The 19,403-nt window shown below is 46.0% G+C and carries 19 protein-coding genes, 1 tRNA gene and 1 pseudogene; 4 read left to right on the top strand and 17 right to left on the bottom strand.

Annotated elements, in window-relative coordinates; genetic code table 11:
- Positions 1 to 7 precede the first annotated feature (7 nt).
- Positions 8 to 751: a hypothetical protein gene (locus B5D40_RS07715; RefSeq protein ID WP_078776457.1), complete on the top strand. Its 744-nt coding sequence runs from the start codon at positions 8 to 10 to the stop codon at positions 749 to 751.
- On the opposite strand, the gene B5D40_RS07710 is transcribed toward B5D40_RS07715, so the two are convergent.
- The 12 genes from B5D40_RS07710 to hisE all read right to left on the bottom strand — a co-directional run bounded on the left by B5D40_RS07710 (position 746) and on the right by hisE (position 11,398).
- Positions 746 to 1,648 (bottom strand): DNA adenine methylase, encoded by a 903-nt coding sequence (locus B5D40_RS07710; protein ID WP_073305950.1) that lies wholly within the window; start codon positions 1,646 to 1,648, stop codon positions 746 to 748. The genes B5D40_RS07715 and B5D40_RS07710 overlap by 6 nt on opposite strands.
- Before the next feature lie 2 nt (positions 1,649 to 1,650).
- Complete coding sequence (locus B5D40_RS07705) at positions 1,651 to 2,532, bottom strand: type II restriction endonuclease (RefSeq protein ID WP_369832923.1); 882 nt, start codon at positions 2,530 to 2,532, stop codon at positions 1,651 to 1,653.
- Positions 2,533 to 2,983: 451 nt separating this feature from the next.
- A complete protein-coding gene (locus B5D40_RS07700) occupies positions 2,984 to 4,306 on the bottom strand; it encodes a hypothetical protein (RefSeq protein WP_078776455.1) in 1,323 nt (440 codons plus the stop codon).
- Between the two features lie 117 nt (positions 4,307 to 4,423).
- A complete protein-coding gene (locus tag B5D40_RS07695) occupies positions 4,424 to 5,194 on the bottom strand; it encodes a hypothetical protein (protein WP_144319682.1) in 771 nt (256 codons plus the stop codon).
- Positions 5,191 to 6,126, bottom strand: coding sequence for an MlaD family protein (locus B5D40_RS07690; protein ID WP_144319681.1), 936 nt, complete (start codon positions 6,124 to 6,126; stop codon positions 5,191 to 5,193). Before B5D40_RS07690 ends, B5D40_RS07695 begins: the two co-directional genes overlap by 4 nt.
- A gap of 95 nt (positions 6,127 to 6,221) precedes the next feature.
- Positions 6,222 to 6,977: an ABC transporter ATP-binding protein gene (locus tag B5D40_RS07685; RefSeq protein ID WP_078776452.1), complete on the bottom strand. Its 756-nt coding sequence runs from the start codon at positions 6,975 to 6,977 to the stop codon at positions 6,222 to 6,224.
- Positions 6,978 to 7,018: 41 nt separating this feature from the next.
- Complete coding sequence (locus B5D40_RS07680; RefSeq protein WP_078776451.1) at positions 7,019 to 7,891, bottom strand: ABC transporter permease; 873 nt, start codon at positions 7,889 to 7,891, stop codon at positions 7,019 to 7,021.
- Positions 7,888 to 8,475, bottom strand: a complete 588-nt coding sequence (gene yihA, locus B5D40_RS07675; RefSeq protein WP_078776450.1) for a ribosome biogenesis GTP-binding protein YihA/YsxC — start codon at positions 8,473 to 8,475, stop codon at positions 7,888 to 7,890. The genes B5D40_RS07680 and yihA overlap by 4 nt, the downstream gene beginning before the upstream one ends.
- On the bottom strand, positions 8,472 to 9,065 hold the full coding sequence (recR, locus tag B5D40_RS07670; protein ID WP_233126544.1) for a recombination mediator RecR: 594 nt from the start codon (positions 9,063 to 9,065) through the stop codon (positions 8,472 to 8,474). The genes yihA and recR overlap by 4 nt, the downstream gene beginning before the upstream one ends.
- The gene (locus B5D40_RS07665) at positions 9,058 to 10,296 is read right to left on the bottom strand and encodes an EAL and HDOD domain-containing protein (RefSeq protein WP_078776448.1); all 1,239 of its coding nucleotides are present in this window, start codon (positions 10,294 to 10,296) and stop codon (positions 9,058 to 9,060) included. Before B5D40_RS07665 ends, recR begins: the two co-directional genes overlap by 8 nt.
- Before the next feature lie 5 nt (positions 10,297 to 10,301).
- Positions 10,302 to 11,141: an ATP phosphoribosyltransferase gene (hisG, locus tag B5D40_RS07660; RefSeq protein WP_073306136.1), complete on the bottom strand. Its 840-nt coding sequence runs from the start codon at positions 11,139 to 11,141 to the stop codon at positions 10,302 to 10,304.
- Entirely contained in the window at positions 11,138 to 11,398 is a 261-nt protein-coding gene (hisE, locus tag B5D40_RS07655) for a phosphoribosyl-ATP diphosphatase (RefSeq protein ID WP_073306146.1), read from the bottom strand. The genes hisG and hisE overlap by 4 nt, the downstream gene beginning before the upstream one ends.
- A 585-nt stretch (positions 11,399 to 11,983) precedes the next feature.
- On the opposite strand from hisE, the gene hemG reads away from it, so the two are divergent.
- The 3 genes from hemG (at position 11,984) to B5D40_RS07640 (ending at position 13,974) form a co-directional block, all read left to right on the top strand.
- Positions 11,984 to 13,324, top strand: a complete 1,341-nt coding sequence (gene hemG, locus B5D40_RS07650; RefSeq protein ID WP_078776447.1) for a protoporphyrinogen oxidase — start codon at positions 11,984 to 11,986, stop codon at positions 13,322 to 13,324.
- 109 nt (positions 13,325 to 13,433) lie between these two features.
- A tRNA-Leu gene (locus tag B5D40_RS07645) sits at positions 13,434 to 13,516 on the top strand.
- Between the two features lie 17 nt (positions 13,517 to 13,533).
- A complete protein-coding gene (locus B5D40_RS07640) occupies positions 13,534 to 13,974 on the top strand; it encodes a hypothetical protein (protein WP_078776446.1) in 441 nt (146 codons plus the stop codon).
- Positions 13,975 to 13,993: 19 nt separating this feature from the next.
- On the opposite strand, the gene recJ is transcribed toward B5D40_RS07640, so the two are convergent.
- The 5 genes and pseudogenes from recJ to B5D40_RS07615 form a co-directional block, all read right to left on the bottom strand.
- On the bottom strand, positions 13,994 to 15,685 hold the full coding sequence (recJ, locus tag B5D40_RS07635) for a single-stranded-DNA-specific exonuclease RecJ (protein WP_078776445.1): 1,692 nt from the start codon (positions 15,683 to 15,685) through the stop codon (positions 13,994 to 13,996).
- On the bottom strand, positions 15,682 to 16,803 hold the full coding sequence (locus B5D40_RS07630) for a DNA polymerase III subunit delta' (RefSeq protein WP_158222210.1): 1,122 nt from the start codon (positions 16,801 to 16,803) through the stop codon (positions 15,682 to 15,684). The genes recJ and B5D40_RS07630 overlap by 4 nt, the downstream gene beginning before the upstream one ends.
- The gene (locus tag B5D40_RS07625) at positions 16,800 to 18,020 is read right to left on the bottom strand and encodes a murein hydrolase activator EnvC family protein (protein WP_078776443.1); all 1,221 of its coding nucleotides are present in this window, start codon (positions 18,018 to 18,020) and stop codon (positions 16,800 to 16,802) included. Before B5D40_RS07625 ends, B5D40_RS07630 begins: the two co-directional genes overlap by 4 nt.
- 12 nt (positions 18,021 to 18,032) lie before the next feature.
- Positions 18,033 to 18,905 (bottom strand): cell division protein FtsX, encoded by an 873-nt coding sequence (locus B5D40_RS07620; protein ID WP_078776442.1) that lies wholly within the window; start codon positions 18,903 to 18,905, stop codon positions 18,033 to 18,035.
- 185 nt (positions 18,906 to 19,090) lie between these two features.
- A pseudogene (locus B5D40_RS07615) lies at positions 19,091 to 19,403 on the bottom strand (hypothetical protein); the annotation flags it as partial.

Raw genomic sequence — 19,403 nt, 5'->3', positions numbered from 1 at the left:
TACCGATATGCGATATATTGTGTGCATTCTTTTTTCCTGTCTGGTTGTAGCGGGCGCATTCCACTTTGCAAAGCCCCTGCCGCAACTCCCGCAAAAAGAAGAATTTCTGCCCAAGGCGAATTATGCGAAAGCGTTCGCCATGGGGCACAATGTAACCGCAGCCGGATTGTTCTGGATTCGCGGGGTCATCGATCTCGGCGAAAGCTATATCACCGGAAATTCCTACTCCTGGCTTTCCCATGTCGGCAACCTCTCGACCCAGCTCGATTCCCTTTTCTACACGCCGTATCAAGTCGTAGGCGGAATCACGCACAACGACGAAGCGGACACCACCGATTTTATCGTCATGCGGCGAGGCACTCGGGTTTATCCTGAAGACTGGCGTTTGGCGATTTATCTGGCGCTCCGGCTGGCAAACGGTCCGACTCACAACTATGCAGAAGCTTCCAAAATCATGGAACCTTTTTCGACAAGCCCGGACTCGACGATTCCCAAACATATCCGTTCCATCTACCGCAATTTTGCCTTGAACACGATGCAGACCGAAATGGCGCTCGAAATGATTATCAACGACGTCATGAATCCGGAATACAGCGATTTTGTCCACGGCTTCACTCCCAAAACCTTGCGGGTTTTAAAACAGGATACTTCCGCGGCAGAAGAAGTCAAAAATATTCTGGAAAGGCTTTCCAAGCGTTCCATGAATCCGAACGATGCGTTCAACAAGCTGCTTTCGATGAAGAAACTATAAAGCCAAACTTAATTGTTCATTTTCTAAAATTTTTTTGGAAAATTCAATAACTTTAGGCACATCATAATTGCAAACTAACGCTTCCACCACACTTCTGCGATTTTCCAAATGAGCACCATTATGATAAAAATGGTCTTTTGTAACAATGTTAAAATGATTCCAATATTTTTCAATCATTTCATTTGCACGCCATTCACTGTGATGCCATGTAGAAAGAATGAATTTTCCCTTAAATTCTCTTAACAAGTCGAATAATTTCTTTTCATCCGTTTCTGTCCAAGTATTGAAATAATCTACAGAACGACCATAATAGGGAGGGTCGCAATAAATCATATCATCCTTTTGAGCATCAAGAATCGTTTTTTCAAATGACTGATTCAAAAATTTCCATTGGGGTTTGATAATCGATGCAACGTTATTCACCTGATTAACAATTTTTGTGATATAGGCAGGAGCAAAACGGTTTGGCTTTTTGCAAAACGGAATATTCCAGTTCCCTTTCTTTCCGAACCTCATCATTCCATTAAAGCCTGCTCTAGAAAGAAAAAGAAAATCGAACGGCGAATATTCTCCGGAATTGAATCTTTTGCGAACTTCAATATAATGATCATAGCCCTCACTTGAAGAATTTCGCAGCAAAATATCTTCTTGTTCAAGATAAGAACGAACATTACCTCCCGTTATTTCCCCGTTTTGAATTTTTTTATAAAAACCGATGATATGGGGATTCGTATCAGCTAGTACGGCGCGCTCTCCTGCTAAATTAAAAGCAACAACACCCGTTCCCATAAATGGTTCAATCCATTTTCCTTTATATAAAGGCAGACATTGTTTTATCCAAGGAACCAGCTTGGTTTTGATTCCCTGACTTTTTATTGGTGGAACTATAACAGACATCTTTAGTTCCTTGGCAAATATTTTGGATTAATTTTTTCGAGAAGGTCCAAACGCCCCTTAAATTCTAAAAAATCTCGGATGTTCTTAATTTTTAGAGGTTTTCCATCTTTTATCAAAACCGCTGTACCAAAATTCATCCAATATTCGTCAAAAATTTTTTCACCCAGAGAAGAAAATACACCATTCCCTTCTTTTAAATCTTCTATATCACTTATAGAACCTATATTGGCTGTATTTCCAGAGCCTTGTTTATCACTTGCTATTTTCCATTTTTCAGCGACAAAAAAATCAAAATCTTTTATGACAGAAACAATGGATTCCAACTTTTTGACACGCGTAACTTTTCTATAGCCAACCATAGATTGTGTAGCATCTATTTCTTCCGTTTTATAGATATTTAATTGCTCCGAATCAGGAATTTCATTTCTTGTATAAACAATACCGAGACAATAATGTGCAGCATATTGATTGTAAGGGAACTGAATATTTTTACTTTTGTTTCTCTCCTTAAAATAGCTTCCATGACTCCCCAAGGTGAAGCCAGCAGTTTTCCCATTCCGTCTAAACGTCGTCTTTATATCCACTGCGAATTTAATACTTTCATTTTCTTCACAGACAAATGTTAAATCAGGATACCAGTTTTGCTTATCGGCAAGAACGACTTTATAACCGAATCGTTGAGCAAATTCCATAATTTGAGGAAATAAATGTATTTCTAAAATTTTAGAAATAATTTTCGTATCAGCAGAAATGGTATAAATGTTTTTGTAAGCATCAATAAATCCTTTTATCGTCCAACTTCCGTCCTCAGTGGCAACAACTTCAGATAAAGAAGCGACAAACTCATTCAGCGACGTCTCAAATGACTTTTTAAATTTGCCGATATCGTTCATAACGTGAAATATAAAAAATTTGGCTGTCAAGAAAAATTAAAAGCGGTACGGCAAGCCTACCAACCTATGCGAGCCGCCACCCTGAACTTGACTAAGTCAATAAATTGCCAAGTTTCATAACAGCTTCGCTCGCAAACATTTAGAAATTTGGGTTTAAAGCCTTAAGCAAGGTTATAGCGTATAGATGAAATTTTGCATAATGTGCTAAATCTCATAAATAAATGAGAATGAAAACCAGCGACAGGCCTTTATTTGACGATTAAGAAGCATTCTTTAACACGGCAATAAACGCATTGACACAACATTCTTCCTGTGATTCATTATATAGCGGCTATAATAAGTACGAAAGCAAATGAAAAGTAGGGGGAGGAAAAAAATCATGGCATATTCCCCAATCCAAAATCCCGCGAAAGGCTTATTGAATTACAGCTGAGTTCAAAGCCTATTTTCCAAACTTCATTTTTTCGACAATTTTTCCGAAGTCGTCTAAGGCTTCAAACTTTGCGTATTCGCGAATGGTTCTGAAATCTAAGTACAAGTTCATCAAATCAGAGCGGAGCGATTGAATGGAATAGTTTGAATCTTCTGCGGAACGAATCGCCATCCGCCACAATCTTCGAGTAACGTCATTTAATGCAGACACTTTATGAAACATTGCATATTGCTGCATCCGATTGATTACTGAAAACAGGGCAACATAAGGAATGGGGCTAAAATAAGCCTGTGTCATATGCGCTGAAAATTCACGATCAATATTCAACGTCAATTCGGGATGCTCAATGTTATCTGCTAGATGCTTTGCCTCATGAATAGCCACATCCATTTGAAGGGCGGTTTTGATATAAGCAAATTTCTTTCCCTCTAAATCTCGCCTTATCAAATCCATATAACTTTGGCTCGCTTTTGACACATCTAGATTCAACCCTATAGAACGCCAATATTTCGTAAAACGAACATCTGCATATTTTTCAAAGCCTTTCGTTTTCATTTCCGTCATCAGTTCTTCCGCTTCAATAGCAATCATATCATCCAGAAGAATAACGGTATTGCTCCCGATTCTAAAATACCCCGTTTTAGGCTGCAATAGTCCCGGCATAATTCGTTTTAAATTCAAAATTCTAATGGAAAATTTTCCATAGCAAGTTTCAGGAAGAATTTCTTCCTTTATTATCAAAATATTTGCAGAACTTCTAAAAGAAAAATCCACATAATAATCCTGCGACATCATAGTCTCATTAAGAATATGCAAGAATTTTACCGAAGATGAACCGCCATCAAAATAAAACCGAACATTGCCAATAAATAAATCCAAGGCATTATGTATTTTATTAGGGAAGAACTTTCCAAACAATTTGCAAATTCTATTCTGAAAATCAAATGATTCCAAGCCCACATTTTGAAGTTCATTACGAGACAAAAGATTCAAATAGGGACCTAAAACATTGATAACAAAATCCTTCCGATTTTTTTCATTAACCTTATGACGTTCAAGCAAAGTCATTTTATCTTCTATGGCTGTTTTAAAATCCCTCCGCAGAGCACTACCCGTTTTTTTTGAAAGGATATGATTTAAAACTTCAACAACGTCCGGCATCTCCATTCCAAAGGATTTTGCTAGTAACGCAACATTTTCTTTATTCTTTGAATTTAAATCCAAATCTGTTTGGCTGTATATATGATACGCCAAAATATCCTGTTCCATTTTGACATCGGAGGAGCAAGAAACAAGGAAAAATAAGAAAATAACAAGAAAAATTCTGTACATAAACTCAATACAACTTAAAATATTTGTTATTTATGGCACACTTTATCTGCCAAGCGGATTATAAAATAAAGGCTGCATTTTGAAAACGACAAAATCGCCTTTTGCCTCGTTACGAATCTACCGTCCCGCCTTCGCCCGCTCGCTGTTCCGACGAAGGCCCAGCAATTCAAAAGCGTTCGCGCTGCGTACAAAGTAATCCCGAGCGATGTCCGGGCGTTTTTCGTTCAAGCCGCGGTAATAGAGGATCGTCGCGGACATAAACGGACGATTGGCACGAACGGCAAATTGCAAAGCCTCGTTGTAAAGGGAATCCGCAGCGTCATCCTGCAGCAAATGCGCCACCCGCGCCGAAGCGAAAGCCATCTTGCCCGGAGCTTCCCCATCCAAAGCGTCATCCGCATCTTTCAAATAAAGCCGCGCGTTTTGAGCGTCTCCCTTTCCTGCAAACGCCATCGCCGCCACATTTAAAATGCCTCCTCGCAATCCGCCCGAAATTTCTTTCAAAAACTTTTCCGAAAGCGAGTATTTGATATCGATGACCTTGTCGTAATTTTCCTCTTCCAGATAGAGTTCCATCCACGCAAGATAATAGGCGCCCAACGTATTGGTATCCAAATCCGATTTACGAACCAGCTTCAGCAAATCCTTCGCCATGTTCAAATCCAGACTCTGCACGCGGAGCATCGCCATCGAAATCAAAATGCGCCCTTCCGAAACAATGTCCGATTCCTTTCGAGAAGAAAGCAGCGCCCGTTCGTACAACCCATTTGCTTTGGCAAACTTTCCCGCCTGTAGAGCCTTGTCCGCACGGAAAGCGAAATTTTGAGAATCGGCGGCAAGGAGCGCAGTGGAAAGGAAACAAATCGCAACGAAAAGGCGGCGCATCACCAGACGTCCTCCGCAACAAACGGAACGGAATCCCGCTTGGGCAATGAACGGCGGATTATCCACATATTGGACGCGCCTTCAATCAGGTTGTCCGCATTCAAAAGCGTTTCTTCGCCTTGCGAAACCAGCCCATTTACACCACCCACCATCCGGTTCAACGAATCCATGGCCCCATTCATCTGTCCAAAGAAGCGATCCAGAGAAAGGAACGCGTTGTCGATTTTCTGCGGCACGTTTTCCATTTCGTTCGTCATGGAGAAAAGCTTCTGGGTAAGGGAATCCGTACGGTACAAAATGCGAGGGACTTCGCCCGAAAGGACATCTAAAAGCCGAATGCCTTCATACGAGAAATAGTCAAGGCGATCCAGCTGGGTGTTCAACTTTTCATAAACCAGCTTGGAGCCGAGAAGCGCGCCAATTGTCGTGTTGGTGTCCATGGTCAATGCGACAAGCGTATCGGCGGCGTCTATCAAAACCGTAACGCGTTCCAGCACTTCGTTCAGCGTTTCCAAAACCGTTTCGATGTCCTGCGCTTTCCCGCCGGTAATCATGTCGCCGTCTTCCAAGACCCTTCCTTCGCCCTTGCGAACGTCTATATTCACGACGCGTTCCGAAATCACGTTCTGGTCGCGAATGGCAAAAATCATCGCCTTGTCCGTAATCCACGGCTGGAATTCCTTCCGGATGGTAAATTCCATGCGGACCAATCCAGAGGCATCGATATTCAAATTCGACACTTGCCCCACCCGGACACCGTTGATTTGGACTTCCGTTCCCGGATGCAATCCCTGCGCTTTTTCAAAGAAGCTATAGAGTTTATATTCTTCGACTCCGATGACCCCGGCCGATGTCAAGCGGGCATAAAAGACAAATAGAAAGACCATCAGCGCAAAAGTAATGAACACGCCGACCAGCAGGCCTGACATTTCCATCCAGTTGATCTTTCGCACCGGTTTTAACAACCTGCCATCTCCTTATCGATTCAACGTTTTCAAAAATAAAATTTTCATTTTCAAAATTTTCCCGCTTATAAAAAATCGCGCAGATTGCGAAACATTTCTTGCGCAATCGGCAAATCCGAACGAAGCCATTCGTCAAACTTGCAACGCTTGGAAAGTTTTTTATTTTCCAAAAAGCACAAGTCCGCATTCAGCTCCTTAGAAATCAGCAGATCGTGCGTCACCAGGATCAAAGACGTTTTGAACATCGCCTGCATATTGTCAATCAATGGTATCAGCGTATTGCGATTATAATTGTCCAGGCCCGATGTCGGCTCGTCCATCAAAAGAAGCCTCGGGTCCATCGCCCACGCCCTTGCGATAGCGACACGTTTGGCGACCCCCGAACTCAACATGTGCGGGAAACGATCCTGCACACTGCGAACCCGCATCAAATCCAAAGCCATATTGACGCGGGCTTCAATTTCTTCGTCCGTTCCCCGATAATGATAATATAACGGCATCGAGATGTTGTCCCGAACGTTCAGGTTCGAAATCAAGGCCGCATTCTGGAAAATCAATTCCACGCCACGCTCGGCGACTTCCAAAGCCGAATGCAAAGAGGCGGGAAGATATTCGCCAAAATAATAGATGGCTCCATCGCTAGGCATTTCCAGACCCGCAATTAAACGGAGAAGCATGCTTTTACCCTGGCCGGAAGCGCCCGCAATGCAAAGGATTTCGCCTCGGCCCAGTTGCATATTCAAACCTTCGATCAAGTCTTCCGAATCGCCCGGATAGCGAAAATGCAGGTTTTCAATCCGTAAAGCTTCGCCCTGATTCATCTTTTCTCCGCAATGTCCACAGCCATTTCCACGCCCAATCCTTAAATAATTCTCGACATCTGGGTCGCATAGTCAAAGATGTAAAAGAACGAGAACAGAACATCAACAACAATCACATACAAAAAGGAATAGATGACCGAACAGGAGGTCGCCTTGGGCACTTGGCGAATATCCCGTCGAATCGTGAGCCCACGATAGCAGGCATTGATAAAAATGATGATTCCGAAAAAAATCGGTTTGACTATTGCCAGTACAAAATCGGTTAGAGTGAGGGAAGAAAGAATCGCTCCGGACAAAAAGTGCCAAGAGATGTTCAAATTCAACGATTCCCCAGAAACGGCGATCAAAAATTTCGTAATCAAAAAGCCAGAGCAAATTCCGCACACGGAAAACAGTACATTGGAAATCAGCATGGCGATAACGCCGCCAATGAGCGCGGGCATGACAAGATAGCGAATGGGATTGACTCCCAAAGTCGAAAGGGCGTCCACTTCGGAATTGATGGCCATGGTTCCTATCATCGTCGTGAGTGCCGAGCCGCTGCGTCCCGCGATCAAAAAAGCGGTCAAAATCGGTCCGACTTCGCGAATAATGACCGCCACCATCAAACCGCCAAAAGAACTTGAAAAGCCGACACGGGGCATTACCGTAAGCGCTTCGACAATCGTAATCGTTCCCGCAAGAGCCGCGACGACAAACAGGACTGGAAAAATTTCAACCGCAGTGAAGTAAACCTGTCGAATAATCCGCCGCAAGTCCCTGTTGAAATTGCGTTCTTTTGCAAAAATCGAATGGATCGTCTGTAGAAAAAGAAAAAACTGTTTTCCAAAAACGGTCGAGAGGAAACAGCGTCCCAGCTTGTTGAACACCGAGCCAAAAAAACTCCAATCATCCAGTGTTCTGTGGATTTTCATTTTACCTCGACGGCAACAGACGAAAGAATTTCCTGCCAGATTTCATCCAGCCCGATTTTACGGAGAACGCTGATTCGAACAGGGCGAACATCTTTTCCAAAAATCCGAGAAATGGCATTGCGAGTTTTGGCCTGTTCCGACTGATTCGCCTTGTCGCATTTGCTCATCACCGGAAGTACGGGGCAGCCAAGAGAACGAATATTTTCAATGACTTCCACGTCGATGGGCTGCGGGCCGATTTTCGAATCGATTAAATAAATGATGCCGCGAAGCTCCTTGGCATTTTCCACATATGATCGGATGCCGACTTCCATTTCCCGGACTTTTTCAAAGTTCACGCCGGCAAAGCCAACGCCCGGAAGGTCCACCAAATAAAACGCCTGGTTGATTTTAAAGAAATTGATTTCCTTGGTTTTTCCCGGTTTAGAACTAATCCGGACGAGCTTCTTTTTCCCGGAAAGCGCGTTTAAAAGAGAGGATTTGCCAACATTGGAACGTCCCAAAAAGGCGATCTGAGGAAGTCCATCCGAAGGAAACTGCGACGGTTTTGTCGCTGCCGTTATAAATTCCGCTTCTACCATCATAATCCAGTTCTCGATTCAAATGCACGCAAAACGGTGACTTCATCAATATATTCCAATTCGCTGCCCATCGGAATGCCCCGAGCCAAATTAGAACGTTTTACCGGACTGCCGGAAAGAAGTTTGTCAATCAAAAGAATTGTCGAATCCGCTTCGGGGCTGGAACCTAAAGCAAAAATGATTTCTTCGATTCCCTCGGACGCGATACGACGAATAAGCTGCGGGATGTGCAGATTTTCAGGCCCGATACCATCTAACGGAGAAAGGACTCCTCCCAAAACGAAATAGAGCCCATGATAAATGCCCGCATTTTCAAACGGCAAGATGTCCGAAAATTTTTCGACGACGCAAATGGTTTTCGCCCCTCTTCTCGATTGGCAAATCGGACAAGGATCCTCTTCGGCAAAGGAATGGCAAAGGCTGCAACGCTTGACTTTTTCACAGGCGTCCGCAATCGCCGCCGAAAGCGGTTCGATATTTTGACGTGGACGATTCAGTACAAAGTAAGCCAATCGGCGAGCGGTCTTTTTTCCGATTCCGGGAAGGGCGGCAAATTCCTGTACCAGCTTTTCAAGACTTGGCGATTCAACCATGACTGTTCCATCCATAGGCAGCATTCAAGCAGTCCGCAAGATTCTGCGCCGAAAGGGAAAGCCTTTTTAAGAGCGTTCCAATCCGTTCATTGCGATCGTTTTCCACAGCATCCGCCAAAGCCAGCAATGTTCCCAATTTCCCGGAGCCGTGCAAAAGCGCACCGGTAATTTCCTTATCGACTTTCAAATCCTCGAGAATCGTCGGCATCGGCGCTTTCACAAGAGCGTCCATCCGACTAATAATCGCCGTAATAAAAGCCTGTGCGGGAAGAGGACCGTCCGGGTCGATGATTTCGGCAAGCGATTCCACAAAGCGCGCCCGTTGCGAAACATTCTGAAAAAGCGGCGTCCCTTGGGCAAAGCGCTCCATTTCCGGTTGAGCATAAAGCAAGAGCATCAACCAATCCTGAATTTGGGGAATCCCCAGCCAGGCGATGGCATCTTGAACGGTTTCTATCGAACGACGGCGGAACGATTTTTGGGAATTGGCGTATTGGACAAGACTTTTCGAAAGGGCGCTCTGCTGCAAAAAGACCTTTTCTATATCGGCAAAGGAAGGCTCTCCGCGCAAAAATTGCAGCAAGTGCAAAATAAAGGCCAGCGAACCGTCCAGACGTTTGCCCTGAACCACTTCGGGCTGCGCAAAGAAAAAACCTTGAAAATAGTCGTAGCCGTCTTTCAAGCGTTCCTGAAAATCCTCTTCGGTTTCCACCTTTTCGGCAAGAAGCAAAATGCCCCGCTTTTTAAAATAAGGCACCGCCGCTTTCAAAGCTTCGGCAGAATTTTCCATCAAATCCAGCTTGACATATTTCACATAAGGAAAAAACGGCTCCAGGCGTTTTAGATTTTCCTTTTCAAAAACCACATCGTCCAACGCAAAATCAAATCCGCGGGAATGGTATTTTTTCACGACAGCAACGATTTCTTTATCCGCCGAAACGCTCTCTAAAATTTCAAGGACAAAACGCTCCGTATCCAATGGACTGAAAATTCCGTCCAAAAGCATTTCTCGGCTGCAATTGATAAATGCCTTGTGGTTTCCCACCAACTTGGAAAGCCCGATGTTATTCAAGACATTTTCCAAGACCTGCGCCGTTTCGCGAACGCCATTGTGTATTACCGCCTTGTTGTTCGGAGAATCCCGAAACAAAAGTTCATAAGCGAAAATACTCTGGTGCGCATCCAAAATCGGCTGCCGCGCCAAATAAGCTGGAGATTCTTTTGGACTCATCCGAATTAAATCCGAGCGGACTTGATGGCAAAGAGCAGAATGCTGCGGGCACCGGCATCCCAAAGTTTATCCATAATCGCGTTGGCTTCGTCCTGCGGAACCATCGCCTTGACCGCATACCAGTCGCGTCCATGCAATTTGGAAATCGTCGGCGCGTCTAGCCCCGGAGTCAAGCTGCACGCCTTATCCAAAATTTCGGAAGGACAATCGTATTCGATCATCATGTAATTTTTGGCGACGAGCTTTCCTTCAATCCGGCGAATCAGCGTATGGACTTCTTCCAAATCCTGCTTTTGCGGATGGCAGAACAACGCGGCGTTGCTGCGGAAAAGAGGTTCGCCGACAATACGAAGTCCGGCCTGCTTCAATGTCGTCCCGGTTTCCACGACATCGACAATCGCATTGGCGACCCCTAGGCTCACGGAAATTTCTACCGCGCCTTCCAGCACGACAAAATTCATGTCCTTTTTGTAGTAGCCGCTCACGATGTTTGGAAAACTGGTCGCAATCGTCGCATCCTTGAGATCTTCCAACGTCTGGACGGGACTCGCATTCGGAACCGCCGCGCACATCTTCGATGCACCATAAGGCAAATCCAACACTTTTACCGCAGGGCTTTTCGCTTCGGCGTTGAAATCGATTCCCGTAATGCCCGCGTCGATAATACCGCGCCCGACATACATCGGAATATCGCTGGGACGCAAAAAGAAAAACTCGATATCATTTTTCGCGTCTATCTGGGTCAGCGTTTTATACGGCTTTGTCGCCTTGTAACCGCATTCTTTAAGAAGCTCCTGAGTCGGTTCAAAGAGCATTCCTTTGTTCGGGAGAGCCACCTTAATCATAATTTCGCATACACCTCTTCGAGTTTAATTCCCTTTTCCGCCATCATCACGGCGACGTAATAAAGCACCTGAGACAATTCCAGGCATTGAGCATCATGCGATTCAAATCGAGCGGCCATCCAAGATTCAGCAGCTTCTTCCACAAGCTTTTTGCCGATTCCATGGGGACCTTTCTTGAAAAGTTCAGTCGTGCCCTTGCCTTCGGGCATTTCCTTTTTTCGCTGACAGGCGAGCGCATACATTTCTTCAAAAGTCATAAGAACCTCGATTTTGAATTTTGCCACAAAATTAGCAAATAATGCGCTCCCGAAAAGGTTTTCGCCAAAGAAAGCCAGCCGAATACGGTTCCAAGCAGCAAGCGTTTTTTTTAAAATCCGAACTTGGAATGCAACAAAGCCCCGCCATCGCAAGCCAATCCGCCCTTCCTTCATTTGAAGCGACGTTGGCAAACGATTTCCGATTGTGCAATAGCGACTCCCGCTTATAAACATTTGCTCGAATTTGCAAAAATCAATCCTTCGATTCTATTATTCAAACTTTTAAGCATTCCGCCAAGCCTTCGATAATCTGATTTTCCAAACAAATTAACTTTTCCATTTTCGTCCATATTTCTCGAGTTAGGGGTTAGGGATTTGTTGGAAGTTGGGAGTTGGAAGTTGGGAGTTGGAAGTTGGGAGTTGGAAGTTGGGAGTTGGAAGTTGGGAGTTGGAACTGAGAACTGGGAACTGAGAACTAAATTTAATTGCGGGTATTTCGTGAAGAATTGTATATAATCCCAAAACTTTCATTCAGAATTTTTGCTTGCGGTCACCGCGACCCATTTTTTCTACTTTAGCAGCACTATGAAAAAGGTTGCAATTATCGGAGCCGGCATCACCGGCCTTTCTGCGGCATTCTACGCCAAAAAAGCGGGAAACGCGGTCACTGTTTTCGACAAAAAATCCCATGTCGGCGGCGTTATGCAGACGCTTTCCCAAAATGGATTCATTTATGAAACCGGACCCAGCACAGGCGTTGTCAGCCTTCCCGAAGTGACCGAACTTTTTGAAGATTTGAATATTCATCATCTGCTCGAAGAGGCTCCAAGACTTTCCGGCAATCGTTTCATTTTAAAAAACGGCAAACTGCACCCCATTCCAACGGGACCTTTGAGCGGACTTGCAACGCCTCTTTTCTCCTGGAAAGACAAATTCGGAATGCCTCTAGAGCCATTTCGTCCGCGCGGAACTGACCCCGAAGAAAATCTGACTTCATTTGTACGCAGACGGCTTGGGAATTCCATTCTAGAATACGCCGTTGATCCGTTTGTTTCCGGTGTGTACGCTGGCACTCCGGACGATATGATTCCCAAATACGCATTGCCCAAGCTCTATAATCTGGAAAGGGATTATGGCAGTTTTATTCGAGGCTCCATCGCCAAAATGAAACAGCCCAAAACCGATCGCGACAAAAAAGCGTCCAAGAAAACTTTCTCAGCCAAAGGCGGACTCAGCGTTCTTGCGGAACATCTCGAAAAAGACATCGGCAAAGAGAACTTTGTGATGAACGCCAATCCGATCGTCATCCCTGCCGCCGGAGAATACCAAATTCAAGTCGGCGAAAAAAATTTCGGACCTTTCGACCGTGTGATTTTCACAGCGGGCGCAGACCACGTTTTCGAAGCGCTGCCCTTTGCACAAGAAAAATTTCCCAACGCCTCGCAGGTTCTTTACGCCAAAGTCGCCGAAGCGGCTATCGGTTTCAATCATTGGACAGGTCTTCCGCTGAACGGATTCGGAGCCTTGATGCCCTCCAAGGAAAAGCGAAACATCCTGGGCATTCTGTATATGTCGTCCCTGTTCCAGAATCGCGCACCGCAAGGGGGAGCGCTTCTCGCCGTTTTTGTCGGCGGGCTTCGCCATCCGGAATTTCTGAACCTGAACGATGGGCAATTCCGGGAAATGGTCGGCAAAGAAGTCGCAAGCATCATGCAGATTCCGCATTTTGAACCCGACCTTTTTGAAATCACCCGGCACGAGCATGCGATTCCCCAATACGACAAGAAAACCCCTCTTCGAGAAAAAGCCTACAAAGGAATCGAACAGGCTTACCCCGGAATTCTGATGGGCGGAAACGGCATTGACGGCATCGGCATGGCAAAGCGAATTGCTCAAGGGCGCGCTCTCGCAGAAAGGATCCGCTAATCCTTTGACCTTCCCTTTTTGTATAAAAAAAACGAAAAGGGCGACCACTTTTTGCCATTTGACGCTTCTTTTCGCTTTTCAATTTTCTATATTAAGTGCGTTCACACCTGCCCGGGTGGTGGAATGGTAGACACTGGGGACTTAAAATCCCTTGACCGCAAGGTCGTGCGGGTTCAAGTCCCGCCTCGGGCATTACCACTAGAAAAACCATGATCGAATACTATCCGGATTCCATCTACTATCCCCGTGAAACGGTCGAAGCCAAATACAAGAAGGGCGAGCTTGCCAAAGTGGAAGAACGCTTGATGGGCTTTGCAGAACGCCACAAGAACCGCGTCTGGATTATTTCCAAAGAAGATAGTTCCGAACCGAGTAACGAAGTCCTTCTGGACAATCTAAGAGCCTATCTGCTTGTTCGCGGTTCCCTTCAGCCCGCAGCGGACATGGCGGATTTGATTAAAGAAATCAACAAGGAAGTCTGGTATCGGAACGAAGAGCAAAAGGGAAAAGAAAATCCCCAGGAAGTCGCCATCAATTGGGAAGAGCAATATGAAAAAAAATGGCGTCAGGCTCGAATGTTCGAAGCATTTGTTCTAATCGACATTTGCAAAGACAAATTGATTCAGATTTTGCGAACTCCCGGCAAATAGACCAGAAATTTTTCACAGCCTAACAAATCTCTTTGATCAAGAGCTGAATGCTTTTTCGCCCATTGAACACGTTCCAGGACGGTTCAAAAGCGATAGATATTTTTTTCCGCTTTTCTTCAATGATTTTTTTGGCTTTCGCCATACCGAACGCAATGCCCGCAAAGGACGAGCTGCCGCTCTGCGATAATTTCAATTGCAGATGGCCGCCGTGCAATTCCCGTAATTTTTCGACCTGTACATTTTCAGCAAATAAAACCGGATAAGGATTTTTCCCGCCGAAAGGCTCCAGATTTTGCAAAGCATTCATAAAATCCACATTGATTTCATTCAACGCCGCAGCAATCCGTTCTGAATGTTCTTCCACAGGTTCACCGGAACAGGAATCTTTTCGACTGGTCGCCCATGTCACCAGACGTTCCCGCAATGTGGGAATATCCTTGTCCCGCAAGCTGAATCCCGCGGCGTTCGCATGGCCTCCCCAGCGCAAAAAAAGATCGCGGACATCAAAAAGCGCCTTGTGCCAGTTGAATCCCGGAATCGCCCGAGCCGACGCCTGGGCAATGCCGTTTTCCACCGTCAAAACAGCGGTAGGACGATTAAAAGTCTGCGCAACCTTTGCCGCAACAATGCCTATCACTCCCGGATGCCAAGATTCACCATCAACGACAAGCACCGGGGGAAGTTCCGAACCGTAACGTTCTTCAACCCAATCTACAGCCGCTTTGGAAATATCGGCTTCCGTTTTTTTGCGCAATTCATTGTATTTGAGAAGCCTATCCAAAATCGACGAAACTTTTGACGTATCGTCACAAAGAAGAAGTTCCAATGCGACATCCGGTTTGTCCATTCGTCCGGGAGCGTTCATCAATGGCGCGATTCGAAAAAGCACGTCTTGCCCGCCCACATAGGGCGCATTTTCCAATTGCCGACGACACAGTGCGCGCACTCCGGGCCAGCGACTTTCCAAAAGCATCGAAAGCCCGCGACGTGTCAAGTAGCGATTTTCCGGAGTCATTTCGACCAAATCCGCCAGCGTTCCCAAAGCCACCAAATCCAGATATTTGTCCGCAGAACCTTTATTTTCCTGCTTCAACAAAGCGTCGATGAATTTATACGAAACACCCGCGCCACAAAGAGCCTTGTTCGGATACGGGCAATCGTCCTGACAAGGATCGAGCAGAACATCGCTCGCCGGAAGACCATCCCCCGAAGGCTCATGATGATCAATCACCATGACATTCATGCCCTTGGATTTGGCATACTCGATTTCTGCTACCGCCGTAATCCCCGTATCAACCGTCAAAAGATGCTGGACATTTTCCGACAGCATCAAGTCCACAATGTCCGTCGAAAGTCCATAACCAGAGCCGACTCCAAAACGGCAAGGCAAATGCCAGGAGGCGTCAATGCCGATTTCCGAAAGGCCTCTTTTCAAAAGGGCGGTTCCCGTAAGGCCGTCCATATCATAATCCCCAAAGATGCACAGCTTTCCTCCGCTTTTTCTAGCGGCAAGAATCCAGTCCAGAGCCTTTTCCATTCCTCGCATCGGTCTTTTTTCGTCCAGCGGATTCAAAATATGTTCCCGCGTACAATGGATTCGTTCATACGCGGCAGACAGCGAGCCGCAACCCCTTGCGACAAGAATCCGGGCGATCAGATGGGGCACATGCAACTGGTGCGCGATGGATGTTGCCAGCAACTCGTCGTTCATTTTTTATAGCCTTCAAAAAGTCCAATCGAGAGCGTCTGCAGAGCGACAATCACCGAATTTTTCCGATTGGCGATTTTTTCCGATGCCGATACGATTTCCAGAATCGCTTTTTCCAAAGCGACAGAGCCAAAACGCCCTAAATCCAAAGTCTCCAGATTTTGTCGCTGATCGGGCAAGCGGCACGCTTCCCCCACCAAAAGCCGTAAAGCGTCCCCCACCAGAAACTCCACAAAGTCCAGCATCACAATGGCCGAATCCACAGCGGATGCGTCCCTCGCAAAATACTTGTCCAAATCAAAAAACAAATCCGAATAATTGCCTGCTGCGCTGTCCTTTAAAAATTGGAAAGCGCGCGTTTCATTTTCGGCGATATCGCTGTTGTAATACATCGCCATGCCCGGAGAGCCAAGAGCCATCCCCAAAGCATCGGGCGATAAAGATTCTCCCGTGACCGTACGAGAAATTTCTTCGGTTTCGGCAAGGGAAAGCGAGGGCAGACACAGAGAATTGCAGCGGCTTCGAATCGTCTGGAGCAAACGTCCCGGAGCCGAAGACGTGAGAATAAAATAGGTATTGGGCGGAACTTCTTCCAGCGTTTTCAGCAAAGCGTTGGCAGCCGATTCATTCATCCTGTCCGCTTCCGCCACAATGACAACCCGGGAATTTTCGCTCGTCAGCGAGAACTGCGAAGTCATTCCGCGAATCTGTTCCACGGCGATTTGCGCAATGCCAGAAACATAGGATACCGAATAGGGATTTTCAAAAATCTTTGCGATATAGCCCGCTTTGATATCTTCTACGGTTTTCGCTTTGGAATTTTCGCTGACATCTGTCGCCGACTTGGCATTTGCTTCCGCTGTTTCCAAAGGGATAATCCAACCGTGAGTGTTTCCGGGATTCGACGCCAGACTACAGCCCGAACATATTCCGCAAGGCACCTGTTCCGAATTCGTGCAAGAAAGCATTCTGGCGACTTCTATCGCCAGCGCCTTTTTTCCGATTCCCCGATTGCCTTCTATCAGCAACGCTTGAGGAAATCGTCCGGCGGCGTAAGCATTTTCCAAACGCTTTCGGGCCGCCTTTTGGGATTCAGGTCCGTGTAAGCAGAATTTCGTCATTTTTTCTTCAACCATTTCAAAGGATCGACGGTATCGGTTCCTTCGCTAATTTGGAAATACAATTTAATTCCATTTAACGAAGCGAGGTCGCCGACAGTTCCAATATCTTCGCAATTTCCCACCCGATCGCCTTCTTTTACCCGAATAGAGCTCATGTGTCCATAAACGGAATAAACGCCCCCCTCGTGTTCAATAATAACGGAAGGTCCTCGCCCATCGATTTCCGTAACCATCACCACATTTCCCGCTGCCGCCGCTTTAATTTTGTCGCCCTTTTTCCCTCGGATTTCAACGCCCAGATTCCGGGTCATAATATGCAGAACCGGATGTTCGTGCATGCCGTATTCCGCGATGATGCTCCCGTTCAGCGGCAAGCATTTCGGGCCGATCGGCTTGACCGGAATACGGGGAAGCGCATTTTTCCCTGTTACTTTTTTCTTGGAATTCTTTTTTTTCTTTGCCTGCGCCAATTCCTGTTCCCGCTTTTTTTCCAGCTGGCGAATCAGCGAAAGCATTGTTTTCTGGTTTCGTTCAATTTCTTGAATCGCTTTGGTCTGCAAACTTTTGCTTTTTTGTACCGAAGCCAGCACGGCGCCCTGCGTCTGGATTTGCTGTTTCAGCCCCTCTTCTTCTGCCGTCTTTTTGGATTGCAGACTGCGCAATTCCGAAAGCCGCCCCGAGGCTTCCCGCTTTTTCAGCGCCCGCTCCCGCAAAAGCCAAGAAAGCCGATCCATTTTTTCGCGGTCGTCGGTCAAAATGCGGTTCACATAATAGATCTGTCGCTCCGGCGAGGTTTCGCCTTTTAAAATGGCCAGAATTTCTTCCGGCGTTCCCCGATCTCCGTGGATATACAATTCGCGAATCCGCTTTTGCATCGCTCGATTGCGCCGTGCGATTTCTTTGTCCAAAGAATCCAAGGAATGCCCGATTTCCGCAAGGAGCTGCTTCATGGTGGATTCATTTTTTGCGAGAACCTGCACATATTCCTTGGTCCGGTTCAAGTTCTCGTCCAAAACGGCAATCGTGTTCAAAACGCCCTTTTCTTCGGATTCCAAAAGCCGAACTTTTTTGCGCTGCTTCGCCAGATTCGCTTCCAGATTTTTCAGTTCCGCCCGTTGCTTGGCGAGCTGCGAACTTGTCGATTTTTTCGCCGCCCACAAAGGCACCGTTCCCAAAAGAACAATCCAAAAAACGACGAATAAAAAACGGAACCTCATGAAAACATTTGCCTACTTTTCAAAAGCATCCCGCCGAAGAAATTCCCGAACGCTCCGGTAACTCGAATAGACAGAGACCAAAGTCACCGCCACCACAACCAAAAGCAGCAGATAGCCGAAACCCGAAAGATAATACGCTAAAACCGGAAGCTCACGGCAAAGCGATTTTTCGGCAAAGAGCAAAAGCAGCACCGCCGCGCCACTGGCAAAAACCCCTTGCATCACTCCTTCCAGCAAAAAGGGAAATTCAATAAAAAACGATGACCCGCCCGCATATTTAATGTTTTCTACCAGAAGCTTGCGCGAAAAAAGCGAAAGACGCACCGCATTTCCGATAATCAAAAAAAGCGTCACCAAAATCAGAACCGTCGTCGCTATCGGCCAAAAAATCAAAGGGAATTTCCATTCCGCAATCCTGTCCACAAAAGCCGTCGGCGATTCCACCGCATCGAATGCCGGATTTTTTTTCAACTGGTTCACTAATTCATGTAAAATGACCGGTTCCTGATAACGCGGGGACAAAGTGAAAATGAAAGAAGCCGGAAGTGGATTTGCCGTCACCAGGTCCAGCATGTCTCCCGAAAACCGCGTTTTAAAATCTTCCATCGCAGCGTCTGGGCTTTTGTAATCGACAGATTCAAATTGCTTCACCATCAGCAGCTGCCGGCGCAAACTCATCGCGGAATCTTCGGAAACGGGATCTTTCAAAAAAGCTTCGATTCGATAAAGCCGATTTTCCACCTGAGAAAGGCGATGTGCGCCCATCAAAAAAGCGCCCGAAAGCCCCAAAAGAACGGCGCAGAGAAAAATCGTCACCAAGGACGGAAATACAACAGTCCGGTGTTCTTTCCAACCGCGAAAAGCTTCAAAAATAAGATAACGCATCAAGCTAAACACAAGAGAGAATATAGTTTTTTGAAAGGGATTATACACCATGCACGATTTTTAGAGATAACCCAAACGGAGAAAAGTCAAAAGCTACAAAATGTGCAGATGGGAAATTTTGCAAACGCTCCTGAAACAAATTCAAAGGATTTTTTGAAACGACTATATAGTCAGCCCTTAAAAAGTCACTTTGCGAACGCAAGATAAGGACGTTCGCATTTTTTGTTCATTCCGTTCCACAGAAGGCAAAAACAGTATAGCCATTCCAACAGGGCAAAAAAGCGCCTCATGGCCCTCTTGAAGTTGAACGCTGCTGCTGCAAGCTTTGCGTTGAGTATGTCGCCAAAGATTCCCTTGTAGAAATTTCTGCCCATACGGTGGTCGCTTTTCAGGTGGCCGTTGATAGGCTCGATGCCTGCCCTCTTGCAAAAAAGCTTGTGAGCCTTTTTCTTCTGGTAGTAAGTCGCGTTTTTCTTCGGGACGTCCGGTATCACGATC

This window comes from Fibrobacter intestinalis (assembly GCF_900167415.1).
Taxonomy (GTDB): domain Bacteria; phylum Fibrobacterota; class Fibrobacteria; order Fibrobacterales; family Fibrobacteraceae; genus Hallerella; species Hallerella intestinalis.
This window is presented reverse-complemented; position numbering and strand designations above follow the sequence as displayed.

Bases quoted from the DNA above. Each gene is read 5' to 3' on its own strand.
- B5D40_RS07715 (WP_078776457.1), top strand. From the start codon at position 8: ATGCGATATATTGTGTGCATTCTTTTTTCCTGTCTGGTTGTAGCGGGC.
- B5D40_RS07710 (WP_073305950.1), bottom strand. From the start codon at position 1,648: ATGTCTGTTATAGTTCCACCAATAAAAAGTCAGGGAATCAAAACCAAG.
- B5D40_RS07700 (WP_078776455.1), bottom strand. From the start codon at position 4,306: ATGTACAGAATTTTTCTTGTTATTTTCTTATTTTTCCTTGTTTCTTGC.
- B5D40_RS07690 (WP_144319681.1), bottom strand. From the start codon at position 6,126: ATGGAAATGTCAGGCCTGCTGGTCGGCGTGTTCATTACTTTTGCGCTG.
- B5D40_RS07685 (WP_078776452.1), bottom strand. From the start codon at position 6,977: ATGAATCAGGGCGAAGCTTTACGGATTGAAAACCTGCATTTTCGCTAT.
- B5D40_RS07680 (WP_078776451.1), bottom strand. From the start codon at position 7,891: ATGAAAATCCACAGAACACTGGATGATTGGAGTTTTTTTGGCTCGGTG.
- yihA (WP_078776450.1), bottom strand. From the start codon at position 8,475: ATGATGGTAGAAGCGGAATTTATAACGGCAGCGACAAAACCGTCGCAG.
- recR (WP_233126544.1), bottom strand. From the start codon at position 9,065: ATGGTTGAATCGCCAAGTCTTGAAAAGCTGGTACAGGAATTTGCCGCC.
- B5D40_RS07665 (WP_078776448.1), bottom strand. From the start codon at position 10,296: ATGAGTCCAAAAGAATCTCCAGCTTATTTGGCGCGGCAGCCGATTTTG.
- hisG (WP_073306136.1), bottom strand. From the start codon at position 11,141: ATGATTAAGGTGGCTCTCCCGAACAAAGGAATGCTCTTTGAACCGACT.
- hisE (WP_073306146.1), bottom strand. From the start codon at position 11,398: ATGACTTTTGAAGAAATGTATGCGCTCGCCTGTCAGCGAAAAAAGGAA.
- hemG (WP_078776447.1), top strand. From the start codon at position 11,984: ATGAAAAAGGTTGCAATTATCGGAGCCGGCATCACCGGCCTTTCTGCG.
- B5D40_RS07640 (WP_078776446.1), top strand. From the start codon at position 13,534: ATGATCGAATACTATCCGGATTCCATCTACTATCCCCGTGAAACGGTC.
- recJ (WP_078776445.1), bottom strand. From the start codon at position 15,685: ATGAACGACGAGTTGCTGGCAACATCCATCGCGCACCAGTTGCATGTG.
- B5D40_RS07630 (WP_158222210.1), bottom strand. From the start codon at position 16,803: ATGACGAAATTCTGCTTACACGGACCTGAATCCCAAAAGGCGGCCCGA.
- B5D40_RS07625 (WP_078776443.1), bottom strand. From the start codon at position 18,020: ATGAGGTTCCGTTTTTTATTCGTCGTTTTTTGGATTGTTCTTTTGGGA.
- B5D40_RS07620 (WP_078776442.1), bottom strand. From the start codon at position 18,905: ATGCGTTATCTTATTTTTGAAGCTTTTCGCGGTTGGAAAGAACACCGG.